We start from the raw sequence: 19,562 nt of genomic DNA, 5'->3' as shown, positions 1-19,562 counted from the left end.
GCGAGACACCGAGGAAGGGCCGCCCCGCACCGAAGGTGTCGTCCCCTTGGGGGAAGGCGCGGGGCCGCCTAGGCAAGCGCCTCAGGGGGGATCTCATGTCGCAAAGCTCGCCGCCAGAGAGCCGATGATCAGGTTCCAGCCATCGGCCAGCACAAACAGCATGAGCTTGAAAGGCAGGGCCACCAGCACGGGCGAAAGCATCATCATGCCCAGCGACATGAGGATGGAAGACACCACCATGTCGATGACCAGAAACGGAATGAAGATCATGAAGCCGATCTGAAAAGCCGTTTTCAGCTCGCTGGTCACAAAGGCCGGCACCAGCACACGCAGAGGTGCTGTTTCTGCCGTGACATTCGCATCCAGCTTGGCCAGGCGCTTGAACAACGCAAAGTCCGACTGGCGCGTCTGCTTGAGCATGAAGCCGCGCATGGGGGCTTCGGCCTTTTCCATGGCTTGCTCGAAGCTGATGCTGTTTTGCGTATAGGGCAGATAGGCGTCCTGATAGACCTTGTCCAGCGTCGGCCCCATCACAAACATGGTGAGAAACAGCGACAGACCGATCACCACCTGATTGGGCGGCGCGGACTGCGTGCCCAGCGCCTGGCGCAGCAGGCTCAGCACGATGACGATGCGGGTAAAGCCCGTCATCAACAGCAAGATGGCGGGCAGGAACGACAGCGCCGTGAAAAACAGCAGTGTCTGGATGGGCACCGAATAACTGGTGCCGCCCGCGCCCTGGCCTACCAGCAGCGGCAGACTGGCGGGTGCGCCCTGGGCTGCGGCCATCAGGGGCATGGCCAGCAGGACAGCGGCAGCAGCACGAGAGACGAATTTAGACATTTCCAGAATTCCGGGCCGCTTCGTCGGCCTGCGCGCGCATCAGCGAGTCGGTGAACGATGAGACGGCAGGTGAATGGGCTGCACGGGCGGATTGCAAAGATGCGGACGGGTCTTGCAGCACATGCAAACATTGGATCTGCTGCGCCGTCACACCAAGCACCAGGCGCACGGCCTGCTCCCCTTCACCCAGTTGCACGGTCACCACCCGCTGCTGCGGGCCAATGGCCAGCGTGCCCAGCACCTGCGTCGGAACTGAGGCGACACCACGGGCCATCCCCATGCCACGGGGCAGGAGGTTTTTTTGCTGCAGACGACGCACCAGCCAGGGCAATGCCGCCATGACCGCCACGAACAGGACGACCAGCAGCAGCGTGGGCCACATGGAGGGGGCCGCAGCCGCAGAGTTGGCCGTGTTCTCAACCACGACTGACCCGGCGCAGACGCTCGGACGGTGTCACCACGTCCGTCAGACGGATACCGAACTTGTCATTGACCACCACCACCTCGCCCTGGGCGATCAGGTAGCCGTTGACCAGCACGTCCATGGGTTCGCCGGCCAGAGCATCGAGCTCCACCACCGAGCCCTGAGCCAGTTGCAGAATGTATTTGATGGGCACCTTGGTGCGGCCCAGTTCCACGGACAGCTGAACCGGAATGTCCAGCACCATGTTGATATCGTGCACCGGCACATCGCCATAGCTGCGAGCGGCATCGCCCGCCAGCGGCCCACCCTGATCGGACAGATCGGGGCCTTCGACGGCCTGGTCATGCTGACGCTGCTCTTCCAGCGCCTCGGCCCAGCCGGAGAACGGATCGTCACCCGCGGGCTTGTTGTTGTCGTCAATTGCCATGCTTCTCTCCCATCCAGCTGGTCTCGCCGCCGCGCAGGCTGCGTTCCACGCGGATTGCATATTTGTCGTTGTGCGTGCCGTACTGGCACTCGAAAACCGGCACCCCACCAATGGAGGCGCGAATCAGCGGCTCGCGGTCGAGCTCGATAAAGTCACCTGGGCGCATGGCCAGCAGTTGCTCCACCGTGGCATCGGCGCGGGCCAGCTCGGCCACCAGCGTGACCTCGGCGGCCTGAATCTCCCGCGTCAGCACCTTGACCCAGCGGCGATCCACCTCGATGGCATCGCCCTGAGTCGACGAATACAGCACATCGCGAATCGGCTCCAACGTCGCATAAGGCATGCAGATGTGGATGGAGCCCGAGATATCGCCGATCTCCAGCTGAAAAGCCGTGGAGACCACGATTTCGCTGGGCGTGGCGATGTTGGCGAACTGCGGCTGCATTTCCGAGCGCTGATAGGCCAGCTCCAGCGGATAGATGCCGTGCCAGGCTTTTTTGTATTCCTCGCAGATCACATTGACCATGCGGTTGATCACGCGCTGCTCGGTGGTCGAGAAGTCGCGCCCCTCGATGCGGGTCTGCAGGCGACCCGTGCCGCCGTACAGCGTGTCGATCACACCGAACACCAGCGAGGGATCGCAGACGATCAGACCATTGCCGCGCAGCGGGCGAATGGCCATGATGTTGAAATTGGTGGGAACGGCCAGCTCGCGCAGGAAGGCGCTGTAGCGCTGCACCGTCACCGTCCCAACGGAAACCTCGGGGCTGCGGCGGATGAAGTTGAACAGGCCGATGCGGAAGTTGCGGGCAAAGCGCTCGTTGACGATTTCCATGGTGGGCATGCGCCCACGCACGATGCGTTCCTGGCTGGAGATGTCGTAGCTGCGGACCTGGCCGAGATCGACCTCCACCACCTCGGAGCGCTGGCTTTCGCCGGTAACGCCTTCAAGAAGAGCATCAACCTCTTCCTGGGAGAGAAAAGAATCGCTCATGCACTCCCCCTGCTTACTGAATGATGAAGCTGGAGAACAGCACACGACGCACAGGCCCCTTGCGATTGGCACGCGGGCTGTCTTCGTCGGCGTCCTCATCGTCGCGCGAGCGCTTCTTGGCGCCCGGGCCAAAGCCCAGCGGCGCGGAGACCTCGGTGAGAATGTCGGCGGCCAGTTTTTCCTTGCCCTCGCGCGCCAGCAGCTCGTCGGCCGTGCGCTGGGACACCAGCATCAGAATGCCGTTGCGGATGCTGGGCAGGTACTGCTTGACAGTGGAAGCCGTCTTCTCATCGGCCAGCTCCAGCGTGATGCCCAGTTGCACAAAGCGATCGCCGCCGGGGTCAGCCAGATTGGCCACCATATTGTCCAGCGGCAAGAAAGTGGGCACTGTGGCTTTGGCGCTGACTTCTTCTTCGCCATCGGCGCTGCTGTGCTGGCGCTGCATCATCAGCACATAGGCTGCGGCAGCCACGATGGCCAGCACGGCAACGATGGCCACGATGACGATCAGCTTCTTGCTTTTGGCAGGAGCAGGTGCAACAGGGGCGGCATTGGGATTGGCTGACACGGCGGGTATTCCTCAAGAGTGGGGGACTGCATCCACCCCGCAGCCATTGCCGCGACACGGAAGATCCACGCCTGAATTATTCGCCGCCCGCCCTTCTGACCATTGCCCGAATAAAAGCGCGAAACCCGGCTTCATTCCGGGTTTCGCACCATGTCCGGCTCACTGTTTCCGTGAGCCGGCTCTGATCATTTACACGAAAAGATCCACACCGGACTGCACCGGCCGCGCGCCATTGCGTGCGCTGGCCGCACTCATGGGCAGCTCGGCAGCATTGACCGAGACCCGGGCCACCCTGGCCTGGCCGCGCTGGACGTCATCGCCCTGGCTGTCGCCTCCGGACCGGGCATCGGCACCGCCCGCATCCACGCTGACGCCGCTCAGATTCAGCCCCTGGGCCTGCAAAAGCTCGCGCAGCTGAGCCTGACCGTCGGCCAGCAGCTGACGTGCCTGCTCATCGCCTGCGGCAAAGCGCACATGAGCCTCCTGGCCGTTCAGCTGCACCTGGACCTGGATAGCCTTGCCCTCATGCTGGATCGACAGCGCGGCATTCTGCGTTTTCTGATGCACCCAGAAGGCCACCTGCTCGGACACTTCCTGCTCACGCTCTGTAGGTGCGGCATCCTGCCCCGCCAGGCTCTGGCCGAAGTCGGAGCTGTTCTGACCGCCGCCCTGCATGCCCGCGCTCGCTGCTCCCATGGCTGCCCCTACGGCAGCCGCTACGGCCTGCAGGTCGGCCCCACCCTGCACTGCCGCCGTCTTGCCCTGTGGCGCAGCTTCATCCTGCTGGGGTGAGCGGGCCGCACGCAGCAAATCCTTGAGACCTTCCAGGGCCTGGGGCTGCACAGCCGTCATGCCCTGCAGGCTGATGCCCTGCTGCTGCAATGCCTGCGCCTTGTGCACAGCAGGCTCGACGCGCGCAGCAGGCGCATCTTCAGTCACCGAAGCCAGCGCGCTGTGCCCGCTGTCCTGCCCCTGCGCGACTGCGTCCTGCTGCGGCTGCAAGACAGCCGCATCAGAATTAATAGCTGCTTGCGTTTGCGTCGTATACGTTTGGGCTTGATTTGATTGAAAATCCTTGCCCATGAATGCGGCATGCGCCTGCTCGGACCCGGGCTGCAAAGCCTGGCGATGAGCCAGTTGCGCGGCATGGCCTCTGCCTGAAAGAAAGTCGGTGGCCACGCCCTGGCGCAGATCGGCGTCCCCCTGCCCATCCAGCTGCGCGGTCTGTCCGACCAGACTCATCCACGGCGCATGACCTTGAGCGATCAGCAGCGCATCGTGCTCGCCTGGTGCCAGCTTCGCGTCCGACACCTCGGCAGGCTGCAGCGCCGTCTGCGGCAGGCCTGCAGACACGAATCCGTCCAGCGATGCCAGCAGCGATGAAAATCCCTGGCCGGGCTCGCCTGCCGCAGCCGTAGCGCTTTTGGCCGAGTTCATGGACTGCGCCATGGCCTTGCCGGTGCGCGCTTCGCCGCTGCGCGGGCCATCAATTCTGGTTTCCGCCATGCTCAGGCCTCCTGAAGTTGCAGGCCGAAGCTGCGTCGAAAAAATGCCATGGTGGCGCGCTCGTCGGTATCTTTTTGCTCGCGCCGCATCTGGGCCAGAGCCACATCACGGCGGCGAGCCTGCACCACCTTCTGCAGACTGGTCACACGCAGCTCGGCCGCCAGCAGGGCCTGACGCGCGGTCTCCAGCCGAATGCCCTGGTCCGCCACCACACGGGTCTGCAAACCGATGGCGTGCTGCAGACGCTCCATGAACTGATACTGGTGATGCATGACCTCGGGCTGCACGGCCAGCCCTTCCTGGGCCCCCCAGCGCGCCTGCATCTCCAGGACATAGCCCTGCAGCTGATCCATCTGGGCCTGCGCCGCCTGCTGAGCACGCTGGCGCTCCTGCATGGTGGTGCGGGCCGCGTCACGCTTGCGTTCTGCGGCTTCAATGGCGACGTTCAAGGCATTCAAGGACGACATCTGCGACTCTCCCTCTGGCTAACCCGTTGATGCTCAGCCCCGCTGCATGGCTTGCGCCATGCCGGCCAGGCTTTGCTCCATGCTGGAGCTTTCAAACATGCTTTGCTGCAGAAACCCGGTCATGGCGGGCTGCAGCGCAATCGCCTCGTCCAGTTGCGGATCGGAGCCTGAGACATAGGCGCCGACCTGCACCAGATCGCGCCCCTTCTGATAGCGCGAATAGACGGCGCGAAAGCGGCGTGCCAGCTCGAAATGCTCGCGCGAGACCACGTTGTGCATGACACGCGAAGCCGACTGTTCGATGTCGATGGCCGGGTAATGTCCTGTCTCGGCCAGCGCCCGCGAGAGCACGACGTGGCCGTCGAGAATGGCGCGGGCCGCATCGGCAATCGGATCCTGCTGATCGTCACCTTCGGACAGCACGGTGTAGAAGGCCGTGATCGAGCCCACGCCATGCAGGCCGTTACCGCTGCGCTCCACCAGCGCTGGCAGCTTGGCAAAACAGGACGGCGGATAGCCCTTGGTGGCCGGCGGCTCGCCGATGGCCAGGGCGATTTCGCGCTGGGCCATGGCATAGCGGGTCAAGGAATCCATGAGCAGCAGCACATGCTTGCCCTTGTCGCGAAAATGCTCGGCAATCGCCGTGGCGTAGCTGGCGCCCTGCATGCGCAGCAGCGGCGGCGCATCGGCGGGAGCGGCCACGACCACGGCACGGCTGCGGTCCTGGGCACCCAGAATGTCCTCGACGAACTCCTTGACCTCGCGGCCACGCTCGCCGATCAGACCCACCACGATCACATCGGCCTGGGTGTAGCGCGCCATCATGCCCAGCAGCACGGACTTGCCCACACCCGAGCCGGCAAACAGACCCAGACGCTGGCCGCGCCCCACGGTCAGCAGCGCGTTCAGCGCCTTGACACCGGTATCCAGCGACTCGCGCACGGGGTCCCTGTCCATGGCGTTGATGGGGTTGCGATCCAGCACCTCGGGAACCACGCTACCCAGCTCGCCCGCATGGTCCAGTGGAATGCCTTGCGAATCCACCACCCGCCCCAGCAAGCCATCCCCCATGGGTAGGCGCAGCACGCCCACGGTCTGGCTGACTTTCTCGGTCTCCACCACGCCCAGCTGGGGCACGGGAACAAAGGGGGCTGCCGGCGTCACCATGGCTCCGCTGGACAGACCCTGAATATCGCCCGCAGGCATCAGAAAGGCGCGCTCGCCGGCGAAGCCGACCACCTCGGCCAGCACAGGCTCCTGTCCATGCTGATGAATATGGCATTGCGCCCCCACGGGCACACGCAGCCCGGAAGCCTCCAGCACCATGCCGGTCAGCCGGGTCAGACGGCCCTGGCACTCCAGCGGCACAGGCTCGGCGTAACGTGCGCGCGCCTGGCTCATGAACTGCTGCCAGGGGTTCATGCCTTGTCTCCGTCATACCAGGTGGAGACCAGGCCCAGAGCTGCCACGGCACGACGCCAGCGCTTGTCCAGACCGCCGTCGATCTCGGCCCCCCCCGACTCCACCTTGACATCGCCGGAGGAGATCGAGGCATCACCCAGCCACTGGATGCGGCTGTGCGCACCATGCTCGGCACGCAGGGCCTCGTCGAGCAGTTCAAAGTCTGCAGGGTTCAGACGCACAGTCACCGGGCGGCTCTCGTCGACCAGCATGTCCAGCGCCTCGCGAATCACGGGCAGCAAGGCCTGGGGCTGGCTGCGCAGCTCCTGGCGCACCACCTGGCGTGCGATGTCACAAGCCAGGTTCAGCAGCTCCTGGGCCATGCCCGACTGCAGCTGCTTGAAGTTGTCTTCCAGGCCCTGCAACACGCCATCGACACGCTGCGCACTCTCGCGGCCCGCACCGTTGATATGGTCGTCCAGATGCTGCTGCCATTGCTGCTGGGTCTGGGTGCGGCCTTCGGCCAGGCCCTGTGCATGACCCTCGGCTCGTGCCTGCTCCAGCATCTGCTGCAGTTGCTCCTCGTCGAAAGCCGGGGCAGCTGGCTCCACCTGCTCCACAGCCTGCACCTCGGGCTGCGCCTGCGGTTGATGGGCAATCGAGGGGGAAAAACCGTTGAAATGCTCTACTCCCGCCGGTATGAAAGCCGCTTGCTGTGCTGGCGCGAAAACGCCGCGATCCTGTGCGTCCACCGCGCCGAAGCGCCATTGCACCACGGTGCTGTCGTCGATCTCTTCCTGCGGGATAAAGCGCGAGTGCGAGCGCGGAGGCTGGCCCTTAGACATAGCTGTCCTCCGGACCGCTGCCGATGGTTACCTGGCCTTCCTCGACCAGACGACGCACGACCTTGAGGATTTCCTTCTGCTGGGCTTCCACTTCGGACAGACGCATGGGGCCACGGCCTTCCAGGTCCTCGCGCAGCGACTCGGCCGCACGCATGGACATATTGGCCAGGATCTTGTCGCGCACTTCCATGGAGCCGCCCTTGAGCGCCACGATCAGCGTCTCGGACACGACCTCGCGCAGCACCAGTTGCACCGAGCGGTCGTCGAGCTTGACCAGATCATCGAAGACGAACATCTTGTCCATGATCTTCTGCGCCAGCTCGGGGTCGTAGTTGCGGATGGTATCGAGCACCGCCACATCGGCATTGCCGCCCATCTGGTTGAGCATTTCAGCCGCGGTCTTGACGCCGCCCAGCGAGGTCTTGCGCACCTTGTCGCCACCCGCCAGCACCTTGAACAGCACTTCGTTCAAGTCCTTGAGCGCCGTGGGCTGAATGCCTTCCAGCGTGGCCACGCGCAGCATGACCTCGCTGCGCGCGCGATCGGGGAACTGCATCAGCACGGCCGCAGCCTGCTCATACTCCAGGTGCACCAGAATCGCCGCCACGATCTGCGGATGCTCACCGCGCAGCAGCTCGGCCACCGACAGCGGATCCATCCACTTCAGGCTTTCAATGCCCGAGATGTCTCCACCCTGCATGATGCGGTCGATCAGCAGCGCCGCCTTGTCATCGCCCAGGGCACGCTTGAGCACCGAGCGCACATAGTCGCTGGCATCGTCGACCAGCAGACTCTGCGACGCGGCATCGCTGGTGAAGCGGTCGATCACGAAATCCACCTTTTCCCGCGTCACGCCACGCATGCGGGCAATCGTCTCGCCCAGCTTCTGCACTTCCTTGGGCGTGAGGTGCTTGAACACCTCGGCCGCTTCTTCCTCACCGAGGGAGACCAGCAAGATGGCAGCGTCGTTCAGACCTCTATCGTCCATATTCAAAACTCTCTACTAGTTATTCAACCGTCCCATGCCGGGGATGCCGAGCAAGGGCCTAGGCGGCCCCGCCGCCCCGCAGCGAGGGCATCGTCCCCCTCCCAAAGAGAGAGGGGGAAGGCGCAACGCGCCTCAGGGGGTGACTTCGTCACCCCTCTCCGTTAATCCATGTCTTCACGATGTTCGCCACCGCGATCGGGTTCTGCTTGGCCAGATGACGGGCCTGATCCAGTCGTTCCTGCTCCTTGGTCGGAGACAGCTCCTTCGCAGGGCCGGGCAGTGCGGGGCGATCCAGCGCCTCGGCTTCAATGGCATTGAGCTGGCCGCCGGGGCCGGTATTGCGTCCCTTGAGCAAGGGGCGCACCAGGCCCAGCAACACCAGGGCTCCAAACAGCGCCAGCGCAATCGGCACGCCCAGGCTCTTGGCCATGGCCTGAATTTCGGGGTCCTTCCACATCGGCAGCTCGGCCGGTGCGGCACCGCTGTCCATGAAGGGAGCGCTGACCAGGTTCACCGAGTCGCCTCGGTCGGCGCTATAGCCCACGGTTTCGCGCACCAGCGTGAGCAGTTGCTCCTGCTGCTGGGCTGTCAGTGGGCGCAGGCCGGAGCTGACTGCGGCTGCCGTTGCCGCTGTCGCCGCATCGGTGCCGGCCGCCGCCGCCAGCGGTGCATTGACCACCACCGCAGCCGTCAGGCGCTTGACGGTGCCGGTGCTGCCGCGTGTGACCCTGACGGTCTTGTCCACTTCGTAATTGGTGATGGACTCGCGCTTGTTGCCCTGGCCATTGCCCTGGCCTGCACCAGCGGCCTGCGGCGCAGGATTGGCACCGTTGATGGGCGCGGTGGAGTTCTGAGGTGGCTGGTTGCTGGTCGCGCCAGGCACGCCGGTAGGTGGAGTGGCCGTCTTCTCGCCATTGGTTTCCATCACCTGCTGGCTGCGCACGGCCCCGCCGTCTGCAGACTGGTTGGGACGATGCTGTTCGGAAGTCGATTCGGTCTGGCTGAAGTCCAGCTCGGCCGAAACCTGGGCCTTCACATTGTTCTTGCCGACCACGGGCTCCAGAATATCCAGAATGCGGCGCACATATTGCTGCTCCACCTGCTGGGTGTAGAGGAACTGCTGCATGTCCACGCCGCCGGCATTGCCGTCAGGCGACTGCGACAGCAGCTTGCCGGTGTCGTCCACCACGCTGACGGCAGCAGGCTCCATCTCGGGCACGCTGGAGGCCACCAGATGCACGATGCCCGCGATCTGGGCACGGTCCAGCATGCGCCCCGGATGCAGGCTCAGCAGCACGGAAGCCGAAGGCTTTTGCTGCTCGCGGAAGAATCCGTTCTGATTGGGCAGGGCCAGATGCACGCGGGCACTCTGCACGGCATTGAGCGCCAGGATGGAGCGCGTCAGCTCGCCTTCCAGGCCGCGCTGGAAGTTGAGGCGTTCCTGAAACTGGGTGATGCCGAACTTGCTGTTCTCCATCAGCTCGAAGCCTGTCACCGACCCCTTGGGCAGGCCTTGCGTGGCCAGCTTCAGGCGCACATCGTGCACACGGTCTGCGGGGATGAGAATGGCGCCGCCGCCCTCGCTGTACTTGTAGGGCACGTTCATCTGCGTCAGCTGCGCCACGATGGCACCGCCATCCTTGTCGCTGACGTTGGAGAACAGCAGCTTGTAGTCAGGCTGGCGATAGAACACCGCCGCCGCCACCAGGCCCACTGCGACCAAGGCCGCCAGCGCGCCCCAGCGAAGACGTTGGCCACGGTCGAGCGCATTCCAGCGCTGCGCAAGCGCAGGGCGGGGCGCATACGTGGCACCGGGCACGGCATTGGGGACAGGTACTTCAGCTACAGCAGACATCTTGATTCCATGGTGTCAGACCCCACACGAGGTCTAGCGTCCAGTGGATTATTCGGACTCGGGCCGGCGGCGTTCCCCCGATAAGCAAGCCGATTCACCCACTTATTGCCCGTCTGCGATCACGCGAAAAACCTACGATCACCTCCAACTCACCAAGCCAGTTGGATAAAGATATGGACCTGAAGATCCCAGCAATCAACCCCGCCCAGCTGGGCAACCAGCTCACCAAGGTCGGCAGCGCCGGCACTGCGCCCGTGGCCGGCGGCTTTGGTCAGGCTCTGCAAAATGCACTGCAATCGGTGAGCGCCGCTCAAAACCATTCCGGCCAGCTGCAGCGCGAAGTGCAGCTGGAAAACCCCGCCGTCAGCCTGGAGCAGACCATGGTGGCCATGCAGAAATCGCAGATCGGCTTTCAGGCCACGCTGCATGTGCGCAACCGCCTGGTGCAGGCCTATTCCGATGTGATGAATATGCAGGTGTGATCGGCGCAACGCCGCACACCGCTCAAAAGGCAGATTGCCCTCCAAGGCTTGCCCGCATGTTGTGATGACATGCGGGCTTTTTGCGCTCCGCCCACCCTGCCCGCCTGGCAACGCCCAATAAAAAAAGCCCGATCCATTTAAAGATCGGGCTTTTTGCGCTCAAACGCCTATCTACAAAACACAGGCAGCTATGTTTTTAGAAGCCAAGACTGGCCAGCAAATCATCCACCTGGGACTGCGAGGTCACCACATCTGCCGTGTTTTCGGGATCCACCACCGGGCCGGCCAGCTTGGGCTGCGCGGCTTCCACAGGCGCCAGGGCCGGTGCCTGCGCAGCATCCGGCGAAGTCTGGATCAGCAACTCCAGCAGCTGCGACTCCAGATCGGCCGCAAGTGCCACCACACGAGCAATTACCTGGCCCGTGAGATCGTGGAAATCCTGCGCCATCATGATCTCGGTCAGATGGCTATTGGTCTGCTCCGTGCCCTCTTCCACCTCCTGCAGATAGTTCATCACGCGCCCCTTGGCCACCGCGGCCACCGGATCCTTGATGAGTTCTGCACGCATGGCGCGAGTGCGCTCGGCCAGCGCATCCTGGCGGTTCTGAGTCACTTCGACCTGACCCAGCACCTTGTTGGCAGCTTCCCCCGTCAGACGGGCGATATAGGACAGACGGCTTTGCGCATCGGGAAGCTCCCCCGCACTGCCGCGCAAACGATCCGCATAACCCAGCTCATTGAGCGAGTTATGCAACTGGCGTGTGAGCACGCCAATCTTGTAGTGGACGTTGGCGGAAGCCTGGTCGCTGCTCATGGCTCAGAGATCGAGTTTCTTGATGATGAGATTGACCTTCTCTTCCAGCGTGGCCTTGGTGAAGGGCTTGACGATATAGCCGGCCGCGCCGCCCTGGGCGGCAGCCACGATATCTTCCTTGCGGGCTTCGGCGGTCACCATCAGCACCGGCAGATGCTTGAGCTTTTCATCCTGCTTGATTTCGCTCAGCAGCTGAAAGCCGTTCATGTTCGGCATGTTGATGTCGGTCACCACAAAGTCAAACTTGCTAGCACGCAGCTTGGTGATGGCAACCACACCATCTTCGGCTTCATCGGCATCGGCAAAGCCACTCTCCTTGAGCAGATTGCGCACGATGCGGCGCATGGTGGAGAAGTCGTCAACAATCAAAAATCGCAGGGCATTAGCCACGAGAGGCCCTTTCGGTCGGAATAGGTGCGTGGGAACAAGTTTTCAGCCGTGATGGTAACAATTTGTCAACCTCCCGGCATTGGACGTGCATTGTCAGGCTTTTCGACAGTCTCCGTGGCAACTTCAGGGTTTGTTACAACAAACTCTTCCTTGGCATCCAGAGACTGCCTGTCGACAGCGCTGGGTACTGCGCGCCGGGCCTTGGGTTGGTTGATCGTGCTGGCAGCTTCCTCGGCACTGGTCACCTGCTCCGTACTGCGCTCCTTGTCGTTGCCCAGCACACGGCGCTCGGCCTCCTTGGTCAGCACGGTAATGGTGATGCGGCGGTTCTGCGCGGCACGCGGCTCCTCGGGCAGCAGCAGGTCGCTGCTGGCCATGCCAACTACACGCGCCAGCTTGTCCAGCGGCATGCCGGCAGCCACCAGCTCGCGGCGCGAGGCGTTGGCGCGGTCGGCCGACAGCTCCCAGTTGCTATAGCCGCGATCGGCATTGCCGTAGGGCGCAGCATCGGTGTGGCCTGAGAGACTGATGCGATTTTCCGCATTGCCCATGGCCGCACCGATCTCGCGCAGGATGTCCCGCATATAGGGCTTGACCACGGCACTGCCGCTATCGAACATGGGGCGGTTCTGGTCATCGACGATCTGAATCATCAGGCCGTCATGCGTGATCTCCGTGCGAATCTGCGAGCGGAACTCGTTCAGGCGCGCATTGTTGGCAATCATGCTGTCCACCTTGGCCTTGAGCGCATGCAGGCGCTGTGCGTCGCGTGCGGACTCATCGGCCCGGCCCATGGCCTGGCTGGAGCGGCGGTTGGCATTGTCTTCGGACTCGGAGCGGCGCACCTGGCCATGCACCTTGGAGAGGTCGTTGCCGCCGCCGGGCACGATGCTGGAGCTGTTGCCCGCACCGCTGCCGCCAGACATGGCCACCTTCAGCGGCGAATTGAAATACGCGGCAATCCCCTGCAGCTCGCCCTGAGCGGTCGAGCCCAGCAGCCACATCAGCAGGAAGAAGGCCATCATCGCCGTCACAAAGTCGGCATAGGCAATCTTCCAGGCACCACCATGGTGTGCATGGGCAGTCTTCTTGACGCGCTTGATGATGATGGGCTGCAGCTTCTTGTCAGCCATGGCAGCGCTCCATCACTAGATCCTCGCGAGAGCGGGCACTCATCACTTCTTACCCTTGACGTGCGACTCCAGCTCCAGAAAGCCTGGACGCTCGGTGGAGAACAGCACCTTGCGGCCGAACTCGATGGCCGTGCCCGGGTTGTAGCCCTGCATGCTGGCCAAAAGCGTCGCCTTGATGCACTCGAACTCCTTGGCCGCATCCTGGGCACGCTGCTCCAGCAGCGCAGCCATGGGTTCCACCAGCGCATAGGCCAGCAAGATCCCGAGGAAGGTACCCACCAGCGCCGAGGCAATCATGCCGCCCAGCACCGCAGGGGGCTGTCCCACGAAAGCCATGGTGTTCACCACACCCAGCACGGCCGCAATAATGCCGAAGGCAGGCAAGGCGCCCGCCAGACGATTCAGTGCCATCACCGGCGCGTGGGCCTCGGCATGATGGGCTTCAATTTCGCTGTCCATCAGCGCCTCGATCTCGTGCGAGTTGAGATTGCCCGAGACCATCATGCGCAGATAGTCAGTCAGGAACTCGACGACATGGTGGTCGGCCATCAGCTGCGGATAGTTCTGAAACACCGTCGAGGACTGCGGATCTTCCACATCGGACTCGATCGACATCAGGCCTTCCTTGCGCGCCTTCTGCAGCAGCTCGTACAGAAGCGCCATCACTTCCATATAGCGCGCCTTGTTATAGCGCGAGGGCTTGAGCGCCGAGGGAATCGCCTTGGCTGTGGCCTTGAGCACCTTGGGCTGGTTGCTGACGATGAAAGCGCCCAGGGCGCCACCGCCAATGGTCACCATCTCGAACGGCAGCGCCTTGACAAGAACGCCCACGCTGCCGCCGTGCAGCACATACATGCCGAAGATGCAGCCGAAGGCGACGATATAACCGATGAGAACAAGCATGGTGCCGATTGTGAAGTTGCAGAAGCCCCGCCATAGGTGCAAAAAGCTGGGCGTTTGGAAGCTAGATCGGCAGCTAGCCGTCGTTATGTAGGGTAATTCCGAGCCAAGCAGCGACGTGAAGGCTCCGGCGGTGTGCAAGCAAGGCAAAGCCCCTGCATTTGTTACATCCCGAAAAATATTTGCAGAACTCTCTAAAGTTTTTGTGGGATGGCTCCGATAACAGCTTCAACAGGGAAACAAAGCCCTGTCACCAGCGAGCCACAGCAGCAAAACATAAGGAACTGCAGGCTGGGGTGCTGGATTGGGCTGCCGCCGCCGCCCACCCTGAGAAGTCTCAGGTCACTGTGGCGGCGACGTTTTGATCGCATCAAGGAGTTCGCATCATGGCAATGACCATCAACACCAATATCCAGTCGCTCAACGCACAGCGCAACCTGGGCACCTCGCAATCTTCGCTGTCGACCTCCATGCAGCGCCTGTCTTCGGGTTTGCGCATCAATAGCGCCAAGGACGATGCAGCCGGCCTGGCCATTGCCGAACGCATGAGCGCCCAGGTTCGCGGTCTGAACCAGGCACAGCGCAACGCCAACGACGGTGTCTCGCTGGCCCAGACTGCTGAAGGTGCACTGGGCACCATTGGTGGCAACCTCCAGCGTATCCGTGAACTGGCAGTGCAATCGCGCAATGCCACCAACTCCACCGAAGACCGGGCGGCTCTGCAGAAGGAAGTGACTCAGCTCAAGGAAGAAATTGACCGCGTTGCAGAAACCACATCCTTTAACGGCACTAAGCTGCTGGATGGGTCCTTCACCGAACAAAAATTTCAAGTGGGTGCCAACCAAGGGCAAACAATTAGCATTTCCGACATTGCTAATGCAAAAATCGACCAACTCGGCAACTGGTCTAGCGTTTCATCTGATGCCGTAAAAGCATCCGTCAGCACAGGCCAACTCAGCACTCTAAACCTCTCGCAGAGTGCAACTCCTGCAACAGCTGCCACAAAAGGGAGCTTCACATCTAACGACGTACTGGTCGGCGGCGACTACAGTCAGACCAATGCAGCCATGAGCTTCAAGGTCGACGGCCATCAAGTTACGCTGAATACCAATCTTGCTGCTGCATCCGATGTGGCCACCGCGATTCAAACCCAACTAAACACTGCCTCTGCTGGTACTTATACCGTTACAGAAACGGCAGGGAAGTTGAAGATTGAGACGACCGCTACAGGCGCAACCGCGAAGGCTCCTGCCGTTACCGAGCTAACAGTCGGCTCCGCCTCTCCTGCTGGCACAAACAGCATCACAAATAATGCTGTGAGTGTGAGTGGCACTGACGCTCGCCCTGCAACGGCTGCGACTGCGGTAACTCTGTCAATCACAAATACCGTTGGCGCAGTAACTGACACACTGACTCCAACAGGCGGCTTATCGCTGACATTGAACAAGGACTACAGCGGCAAGCAAGGCGAGTTGGTGTCTGATGTACAGGCCTTGCTGGAAAGCGATACCAAGTTTGCGAACAAATTCAAAGTCACCGCCGATGGCAACTTTGGCTTCAAAATCGAAGCAACGACTGCAGGTGCAGGAGAGATAAAGCTGGGCGTGACAGGAACAACTGGCACCGACGGCATTACCAAGGGCAAGGTGATCACCGGTGTAGATGCTGTGATCGGCAGCAACAAGACTGGCTTTGGTGACTTGGATATTTCAACCGTTCAAGGCGCAGATAACGCTATCCTGGCCATGGATGCAGCCCTGAAATCGGTGAACTCTGCTCGCGCCGACCTGGGTGCCATGCAGAACCGTTTTGAATCGGTGGTGTCCAATCTGAGCGTGAATAGCGAGAACCTGTCGGCTTCCAAGAGCCGAATCATGGACGCTGACTTTGCTTCGGAAACCGCCAACCTGAGCCGCTCGCAGATTCTGCAGCAAGCCGGCACCGCCATGGTGGCCCAGGCCAACCAACTGCCCCAGGGTGTGCTGTCCCTTCTGCGCTAATCTCAGCAAGAATGCGCCGATTCCACATCGGCGCCACTCACCTACGAAAAAAGCCTCCTTCGGGAGGCTTTTTTGCATCTGCATTCACAGTCCAGAGTGCCCCATAGACAACCGCCAATTGTAAAAATAGCGGGACTTTAGGCCTCTTATCGGTCTTATGTGGGCCATCGCTTGCTCCAACAATCCTCGTACCCGGAATACCAGACTTCGTCCGTGTTTCCGGTCACGTGGGCCAGCGCCGTCGCTGGTCGTGAAAACGGCTAGTACGTCGCCGGTTTACTGGCTTGAAACAGGAGCACACGCCATGGCAGCCATCATCAATACCAATATCCAGTCGCTCAATGCGCAGCGCAATCTGAGCAAGTCCCAAAGCCAGCTGGCTACCTCAATGCAGCGTCTCTCCTCGGGCATGCGAATCAACAGTGCCAAGGATGATGCTGCGGGTTTAGCTATTTCCGAGCGCATGTCTACACAAGTGCGTGGCCTGACAGTAGCCATGCGCAACGCGAACGACGGCATTTCTCTAGCGCAGACTGCAGAAGGTGCACTGAGCTCTGTGGGAAATAATCTGCAACGTATTCGAGAACTGGCTGTGCAGTCCCGCAATGCCACTAACTCGGCTGAAGATAGAGCAGCTCTTGATGCGGAAGTGCAGCAACTGAAGGCTGAAGTGACCCGAATTGCAGAGCAAACCAGCTTCAACGGAACAAAGCTTCTGGACGGGAGCTTCACCAATATGGCATTCCAGGTGGGAGCCAATCAAGGCGAAACCATCAGTATTTCAGGTATTGCCGACGCGAATATCGACAAGCTCGGAAACTGGACAAGCGCTTCCACAGATGCTGCAGTGACTGGAGCTATTCCTAATGGTGGATATACACCTGCAGTGCCAACTACTACAGGGCCATCGGGTAATTTCACCACAGCAGCAGCTGGCGCTCCGGGCGAGACTTTCAAGTTTGAAGTAGGTGGGGTAACGGTCATTGATAAGCCCGCGACGGCAGGCAACGAGACAGTGACCGCTTCAAACATTGACACGGAATTGAACACGGCTGCGGTAAAGAATGCACTGGCGGCCGCAGGTGTTACTGTGACTGGTACCGCTACAGCAGGCACGTTGGCCTTCCAAAAAGCAGATGGATCGGCTCTTACCACAACACTAACAAATACCTACGGTACGGCGGGCGGGTTTGCCAATGCCTCAACGTTTATCGGTCTGGCCAATGGCACGCCAGCCGTAGCTCCAAGCTTTCCTGCAATAGGGGCGGGAGAATTCACGCTCAAGGGCGTCAGAGCGGACGGCTCTACAGGAGCTGTGGTAGATATTGAGGTTCCCGCCACAGCAACTGCTGGTGATCGGACTATGGCCTTGATGAATGCAGTCAACGCCAAAACCCAAGAGACAGGAGTCACTGCATCCGTCGTTGGCGGCAAGCTGTCCCTCACCTCGAAGTTTGGAGATTTCACGGTTGGTACGAGCTTGACCCCCGCAACCAAGCTGGGTGAGCAAACTGGAATTGCTGCAGGGGTATCTGGAGCCGCTGCAGGAGGTACGGCTTATGCGGCAGGTGTGGCCAAGACTGGTTTTGCAGATCTTAGTGTTGGCGACCCAACCAAGGCTGATAACGCAATTCTTGCGATGGATGCTGCATTGACTGCAGTCAATGGAGCACGGGCCACTTTGGGTGCTGTTCAAAGCCGCTTTGAAAGCACAATTGAGAACCTTAGTGTCGGCACAGAAAACCTCTCCGCATCTCGTAGCCGCATCATGGATGCCGACTTTGCCGCAGAAACCGCCAATCTGAGCCGGACACAGATTCTGCAGCAGGCAGGCACGGCCATGGTCGCACAGGCCAATCAGCTGCCACAGCAAGTGCTCAAGCTGCTGCAAGGCTGATACTGGCACTTGGCATTTTGTACTCAAGTTCTGCTTCGGCTTGCCGAAACACAATGCGTAGTACTGTCCATAAAGACGGCGCGAAAGGCGCCGTTTGTTCAATGACGCAGACCAGGCTTGCCACACGCTTGCGGTCCTGCGCAGAGGGAGTTTTATATGGCGATCAGCTCAGTCGGCATTGGCAGCGGCCTGGAAGTAGAAACCATTGTCAAACAACTGGTGGCGCTGGAGTCCAAGCCCATCGCGGCGCTGCAGACCAAGGCCACTGGTATCAATACCCAGATCTCGGCCTTTAGCCAGCTCAAGTCGCAAATCTCCAATCTGCAGGATCAGGTGGACAAGCTGGCAAAGCCCGCCACTTGGCTTGGCAATACGCTGACCTCCTCCAACTCTGCCCAAGTGACAGGCACGGCCACAGCCAGTGCGGTGCAAGCGACTTATGACGTAAAAGTGTCGCAGATGGCCGCAGGACAGACGATTGGCTCCGATCTGGTGAAAAGCGGCACTACGTTGGGACCAGGCAAGCTGACCATCACCATGGGTCAATGGGGCAGCACGAGTGAAGCGGGCGTCTCCAGTGACTTTCAGCCCAAGACCAAGGATGGCCAAGGAGTCAGCTTCGAGGTAAACATTACAGCAGAGGATGACTCCCTGGCCAAGATCGCCGCCAAGATCAATGCCGCCAAAGGCGATGTCAGCGCCACCGTGCTCAAGGACCACACGGGTGAGCGTCTTGTGCTGCAATCCAAGACCACAGGCGCTGATTCGGCTTTCAAGGTGGAGGCATCAGGAGCAGGTCTGCAGCAGTTTGCTTATGGCGGCGCCAATGGCAGCATGAGTCGATCTGTCAAGGCACAGGACACCCTAGCAACCATCAACGGTATCCAGATGGCTTCGCGCACCAATGTGTTCGAGGAGGTGGCGGCTGGAGTGACCCTGACGGTTTCACAGAAGATGGCGGAGGCCGATGCGCCGGTACGTATCACCATTGCCAATGACTCGGCCACGGCCAAGACGGCTCTGAAAAATCTAGTGGAGTCATACAACGCACTCAGCAGCGCCCTGACGACCATGACGGCCTATGACAAAGACACCAAGGCAGCAGGCACCTTGCAAGGAGATTCGACAGCAGTGAATCTTCAGTCCGCTCTGCGCCGTTTGCTGTCCGGTCCTGGCGGAGAAGGCGGTGAATTCACCAGTCTGTCGCAGATGGGCATTGCCTTCCAGAAAGACGGCACTCTCAAGATTGACGATACCAAGCTGGACAAGGCCCTCAAGGATCCTGACAGCATGTCCAAGTTCTTCACAGCAGACGTTGCCGATGCCAGCCAGGACGGCTTTGCCGTGCGCATGAAGGACTTCACAAGCGGCATGCTGGCCACTGGCGGCACCTTCTCGACCAAGGACGAGACGCTCAAGAATGCGCTCAAGCGCAACACCGCCGACCAGGAGCGCCAGACCGCACGTGTGACAGCCTACGAAGCGCGCGTGCGCGCCCAGTATTCGCGTCTGGATACGCAGATGGCCAGCCTGAAAGCCCTGGATACCTATGTCGCCCAGCAAGTGACAACATGGAACAAGTCCAGCAGCTAAGCCGTTGAAGCCAGCAGAAAGGACTTAATTGCCCC

19 protein-coding genes are annotated in these 19,562 nt (G+C 61.1%); 4 read left to right on the top strand and 15 right to left on the bottom strand.

Annotation, left to right across the window (positions count from 1 at the left end):
- Positions 1 to 93 precede the first annotated feature (93 nt).
- From fliP to fliF, 11 genes are all read right to left on the bottom strand, one after another.
- Positions 94 to 843 carry a flagellar type III secretion system pore protein FliP gene (gene fliP / locus JAO85_RS18405; RefSeq protein WP_003065455.1) on the bottom strand — a complete coding sequence of 250 codons (750 nt, stop codon included), beginning with the start codon at positions 841 to 843 and terminating at the stop codon, positions 94 to 96.
- Positions 836 to 1,225 (bottom strand): flagellar biosynthetic protein FliO, encoded by a 390-nt coding sequence (locus JAO85_RS18400; protein ID WP_039050697.1) that lies wholly within the window; start codon positions 1,223 to 1,225, stop codon positions 836 to 838. The genes fliP and JAO85_RS18400 overlap by 8 nt, the downstream gene beginning before the upstream one ends.
- 34 nt (positions 1,226 to 1,259) lie before the next feature.
- Complete coding sequence (gene fliN / locus JAO85_RS18395; RefSeq protein ID WP_003059131.1) at positions 1,260 to 1,694, bottom strand: flagellar motor switch protein FliN; 435 nt, start codon at positions 1,692 to 1,694, stop codon at positions 1,260 to 1,262.
- On the bottom strand, positions 1,684 to 2,688 hold the full coding sequence (fliM, locus tag JAO85_RS18390; protein ID WP_003065459.1) for a flagellar motor switch protein FliM: 1,005 nt from the start codon (positions 2,686 to 2,688) through the stop codon (positions 1,684 to 1,686). Before fliM ends, fliN begins: the two co-directional genes overlap by 11 nt.
- A 13-nt stretch (positions 2,689 to 2,701) precedes the next feature.
- Positions 2,702 to 3,256: a flagellar basal body-associated protein FliL gene (gene fliL, locus JAO85_RS18385; RefSeq protein WP_034353146.1), complete on the bottom strand. Its 555-nt coding sequence runs from the start codon at positions 3,254 to 3,256 to the stop codon at positions 2,702 to 2,704.
- Positions 3,257 to 3,445: 189 nt separating this feature from the next.
- Positions 3,446 to 4,762, bottom strand: coding sequence for a flagellar hook-length control protein FliK (locus tag JAO85_RS18380; RefSeq protein ID WP_202788694.1), 1,317 nt, complete (start codon positions 4,760 to 4,762; stop codon positions 3,446 to 3,448).
- 2 nt (positions 4,763 to 4,764) lie between these two features.
- A complete protein-coding gene (gene fliJ / locus JAO85_RS18375; RefSeq protein ID WP_039050699.1) occupies positions 4,765 to 5,229 on the bottom strand; it encodes a flagellar export protein FliJ in 465 nt (154 codons plus the stop codon).
- A gap of 33 nt (positions 5,230 to 5,262) precedes the next feature.
- Positions 5,263 to 6,651, bottom strand: coding sequence for a flagellar protein export ATPase FliI (gene fliI / locus JAO85_RS18370; protein ID WP_039050700.1), 1,389 nt, complete (start codon positions 6,649 to 6,651; stop codon positions 5,263 to 5,265).
- Positions 6,648 to 7,475 (bottom strand): FliH/SctL family protein, encoded by an 828-nt coding sequence (locus tag JAO85_RS18365; RefSeq protein WP_039050701.1) that lies wholly within the window; start codon positions 7,473 to 7,475, stop codon positions 6,648 to 6,650. Before JAO85_RS18365 ends, fliI begins: the two co-directional genes overlap by 4 nt.
- Positions 7,468 to 8,463 (bottom strand): flagellar motor switch protein FliG, encoded by a 996-nt coding sequence (fliG, locus tag JAO85_RS18360; RefSeq protein ID WP_003059149.1) that lies wholly within the window; start codon positions 8,461 to 8,463, stop codon positions 7,468 to 7,470. The genes JAO85_RS18365 and fliG overlap by 8 nt, the downstream gene beginning before the upstream one ends.
- Positions 8,464 to 8,611: 148 nt before the next feature.
- On the bottom strand, positions 8,612 to 10,318 hold the full coding sequence (fliF, locus tag JAO85_RS18355; protein WP_039050702.1) for a flagellar basal-body MS-ring/collar protein FliF: 1,707 nt from the start codon (positions 10,316 to 10,318) through the stop codon (positions 8,612 to 8,614).
- A gap of 173 nt (positions 10,319 to 10,491) precedes the next feature.
- Between fliF and fliE the strand changes: the two genes are divergently transcribed.
- Complete coding sequence (gene fliE / locus JAO85_RS18350) at positions 10,492 to 10,800, top strand: flagellar hook-basal body complex protein FliE (RefSeq protein ID WP_003065477.1); 309 nt, start codon at positions 10,492 to 10,494, stop codon at positions 10,798 to 10,800.
- Positions 10,801 to 10,996: 196 nt separating this feature from the next.
- Here the strand turns inward: fliE and JAO85_RS18345 are convergent, their stop codons facing one another.
- The 4 genes from JAO85_RS18345 to motA form a co-directional block, all read right to left on the bottom strand.
- Entirely contained in the window at positions 10,997 to 11,614 is a 618-nt protein-coding gene (locus JAO85_RS18345) for a protein phosphatase CheZ (protein WP_012836866.1), read from the bottom strand.
- Between the two features lie 3 nt (positions 11,615 to 11,617).
- Positions 11,618 to 12,004, bottom strand: coding sequence for a chemotaxis response regulator CheY (gene cheY, locus JAO85_RS18340; RefSeq protein WP_003065483.1), 387 nt, complete (start codon positions 12,002 to 12,004; stop codon positions 11,618 to 11,620).
- Positions 12,005 to 12,069: 65 nt separating this feature from the next.
- The gene (motB, locus tag JAO85_RS18335; RefSeq protein ID WP_012836864.1) at positions 12,070 to 13,137 is read right to left on the bottom strand and encodes a flagellar motor protein MotB; all 1,068 of its coding nucleotides are present in this window, start codon (positions 13,135 to 13,137) and stop codon (positions 12,070 to 12,072) included.
- A 42-nt stretch (positions 13,138 to 13,179) separates the two neighbouring features.
- On the bottom strand, positions 13,180 to 14,040 hold the full coding sequence (gene motA, locus JAO85_RS18330; protein ID WP_003059167.1) for a flagellar motor stator protein MotA: 861 nt from the start codon (positions 14,038 to 14,040) through the stop codon (positions 13,180 to 13,182).
- Between the two features lie 383 nt (positions 14,041 to 14,423).
- Here motA and JAO85_RS18325 point away from each other — a divergent pair, with 383 nt between their 5' ends.
- The 3 genes from JAO85_RS18325 to fliD all read left to right on the top strand — a co-directional run bounded on the left by JAO85_RS18325 (position 14,424) and on the right by fliD (position 19,527).
- Positions 14,424 to 16,037: a flagellin gene (locus JAO85_RS18325; RefSeq protein WP_039050703.1), complete on the top strand. Its 1,614-nt coding sequence runs from the start codon at positions 14,424 to 14,426 to the stop codon at positions 16,035 to 16,037.
- 304 nt (positions 16,038 to 16,341) lie between these two features.
- Positions 16,342 to 17,934 carry a flagellin gene (locus tag JAO85_RS18320; protein ID WP_039050704.1) on the top strand — a complete coding sequence of 531 codons (1,593 nt, stop codon included), beginning with the start codon at positions 16,342 to 16,344 and terminating at the stop codon, positions 17,932 to 17,934.
- A gap of 156 nt (positions 17,935 to 18,090) precedes the next feature.
- Positions 18,091 to 19,527 carry a flagellar filament capping protein FliD gene (fliD, locus tag JAO85_RS18315; RefSeq protein ID WP_039050705.1) on the top strand — a complete coding sequence of 479 codons (1,437 nt, stop codon included), beginning with the start codon at positions 18,091 to 18,093 and terminating at the stop codon, positions 19,525 to 19,527.
- The last annotated feature ends 35 nt before the right edge of the window (positions 19,528 to 19,562 follow it).

The sequence above is a fragment of the Comamonas sp. NyZ500 genome (genome assembly GCF_016772095.1).
GTDB classification, from domain to species: Bacteria; Pseudomonadota; Gammaproteobacteria; order Burkholderiales; family Burkholderiaceae_C; genus Comamonas; species Comamonas thiooxydans.
The sequence above is the reverse complement of the archived record's forward strand: the minus strand, read 5'-3'. Positions and strand labels throughout refer to the sequence as shown.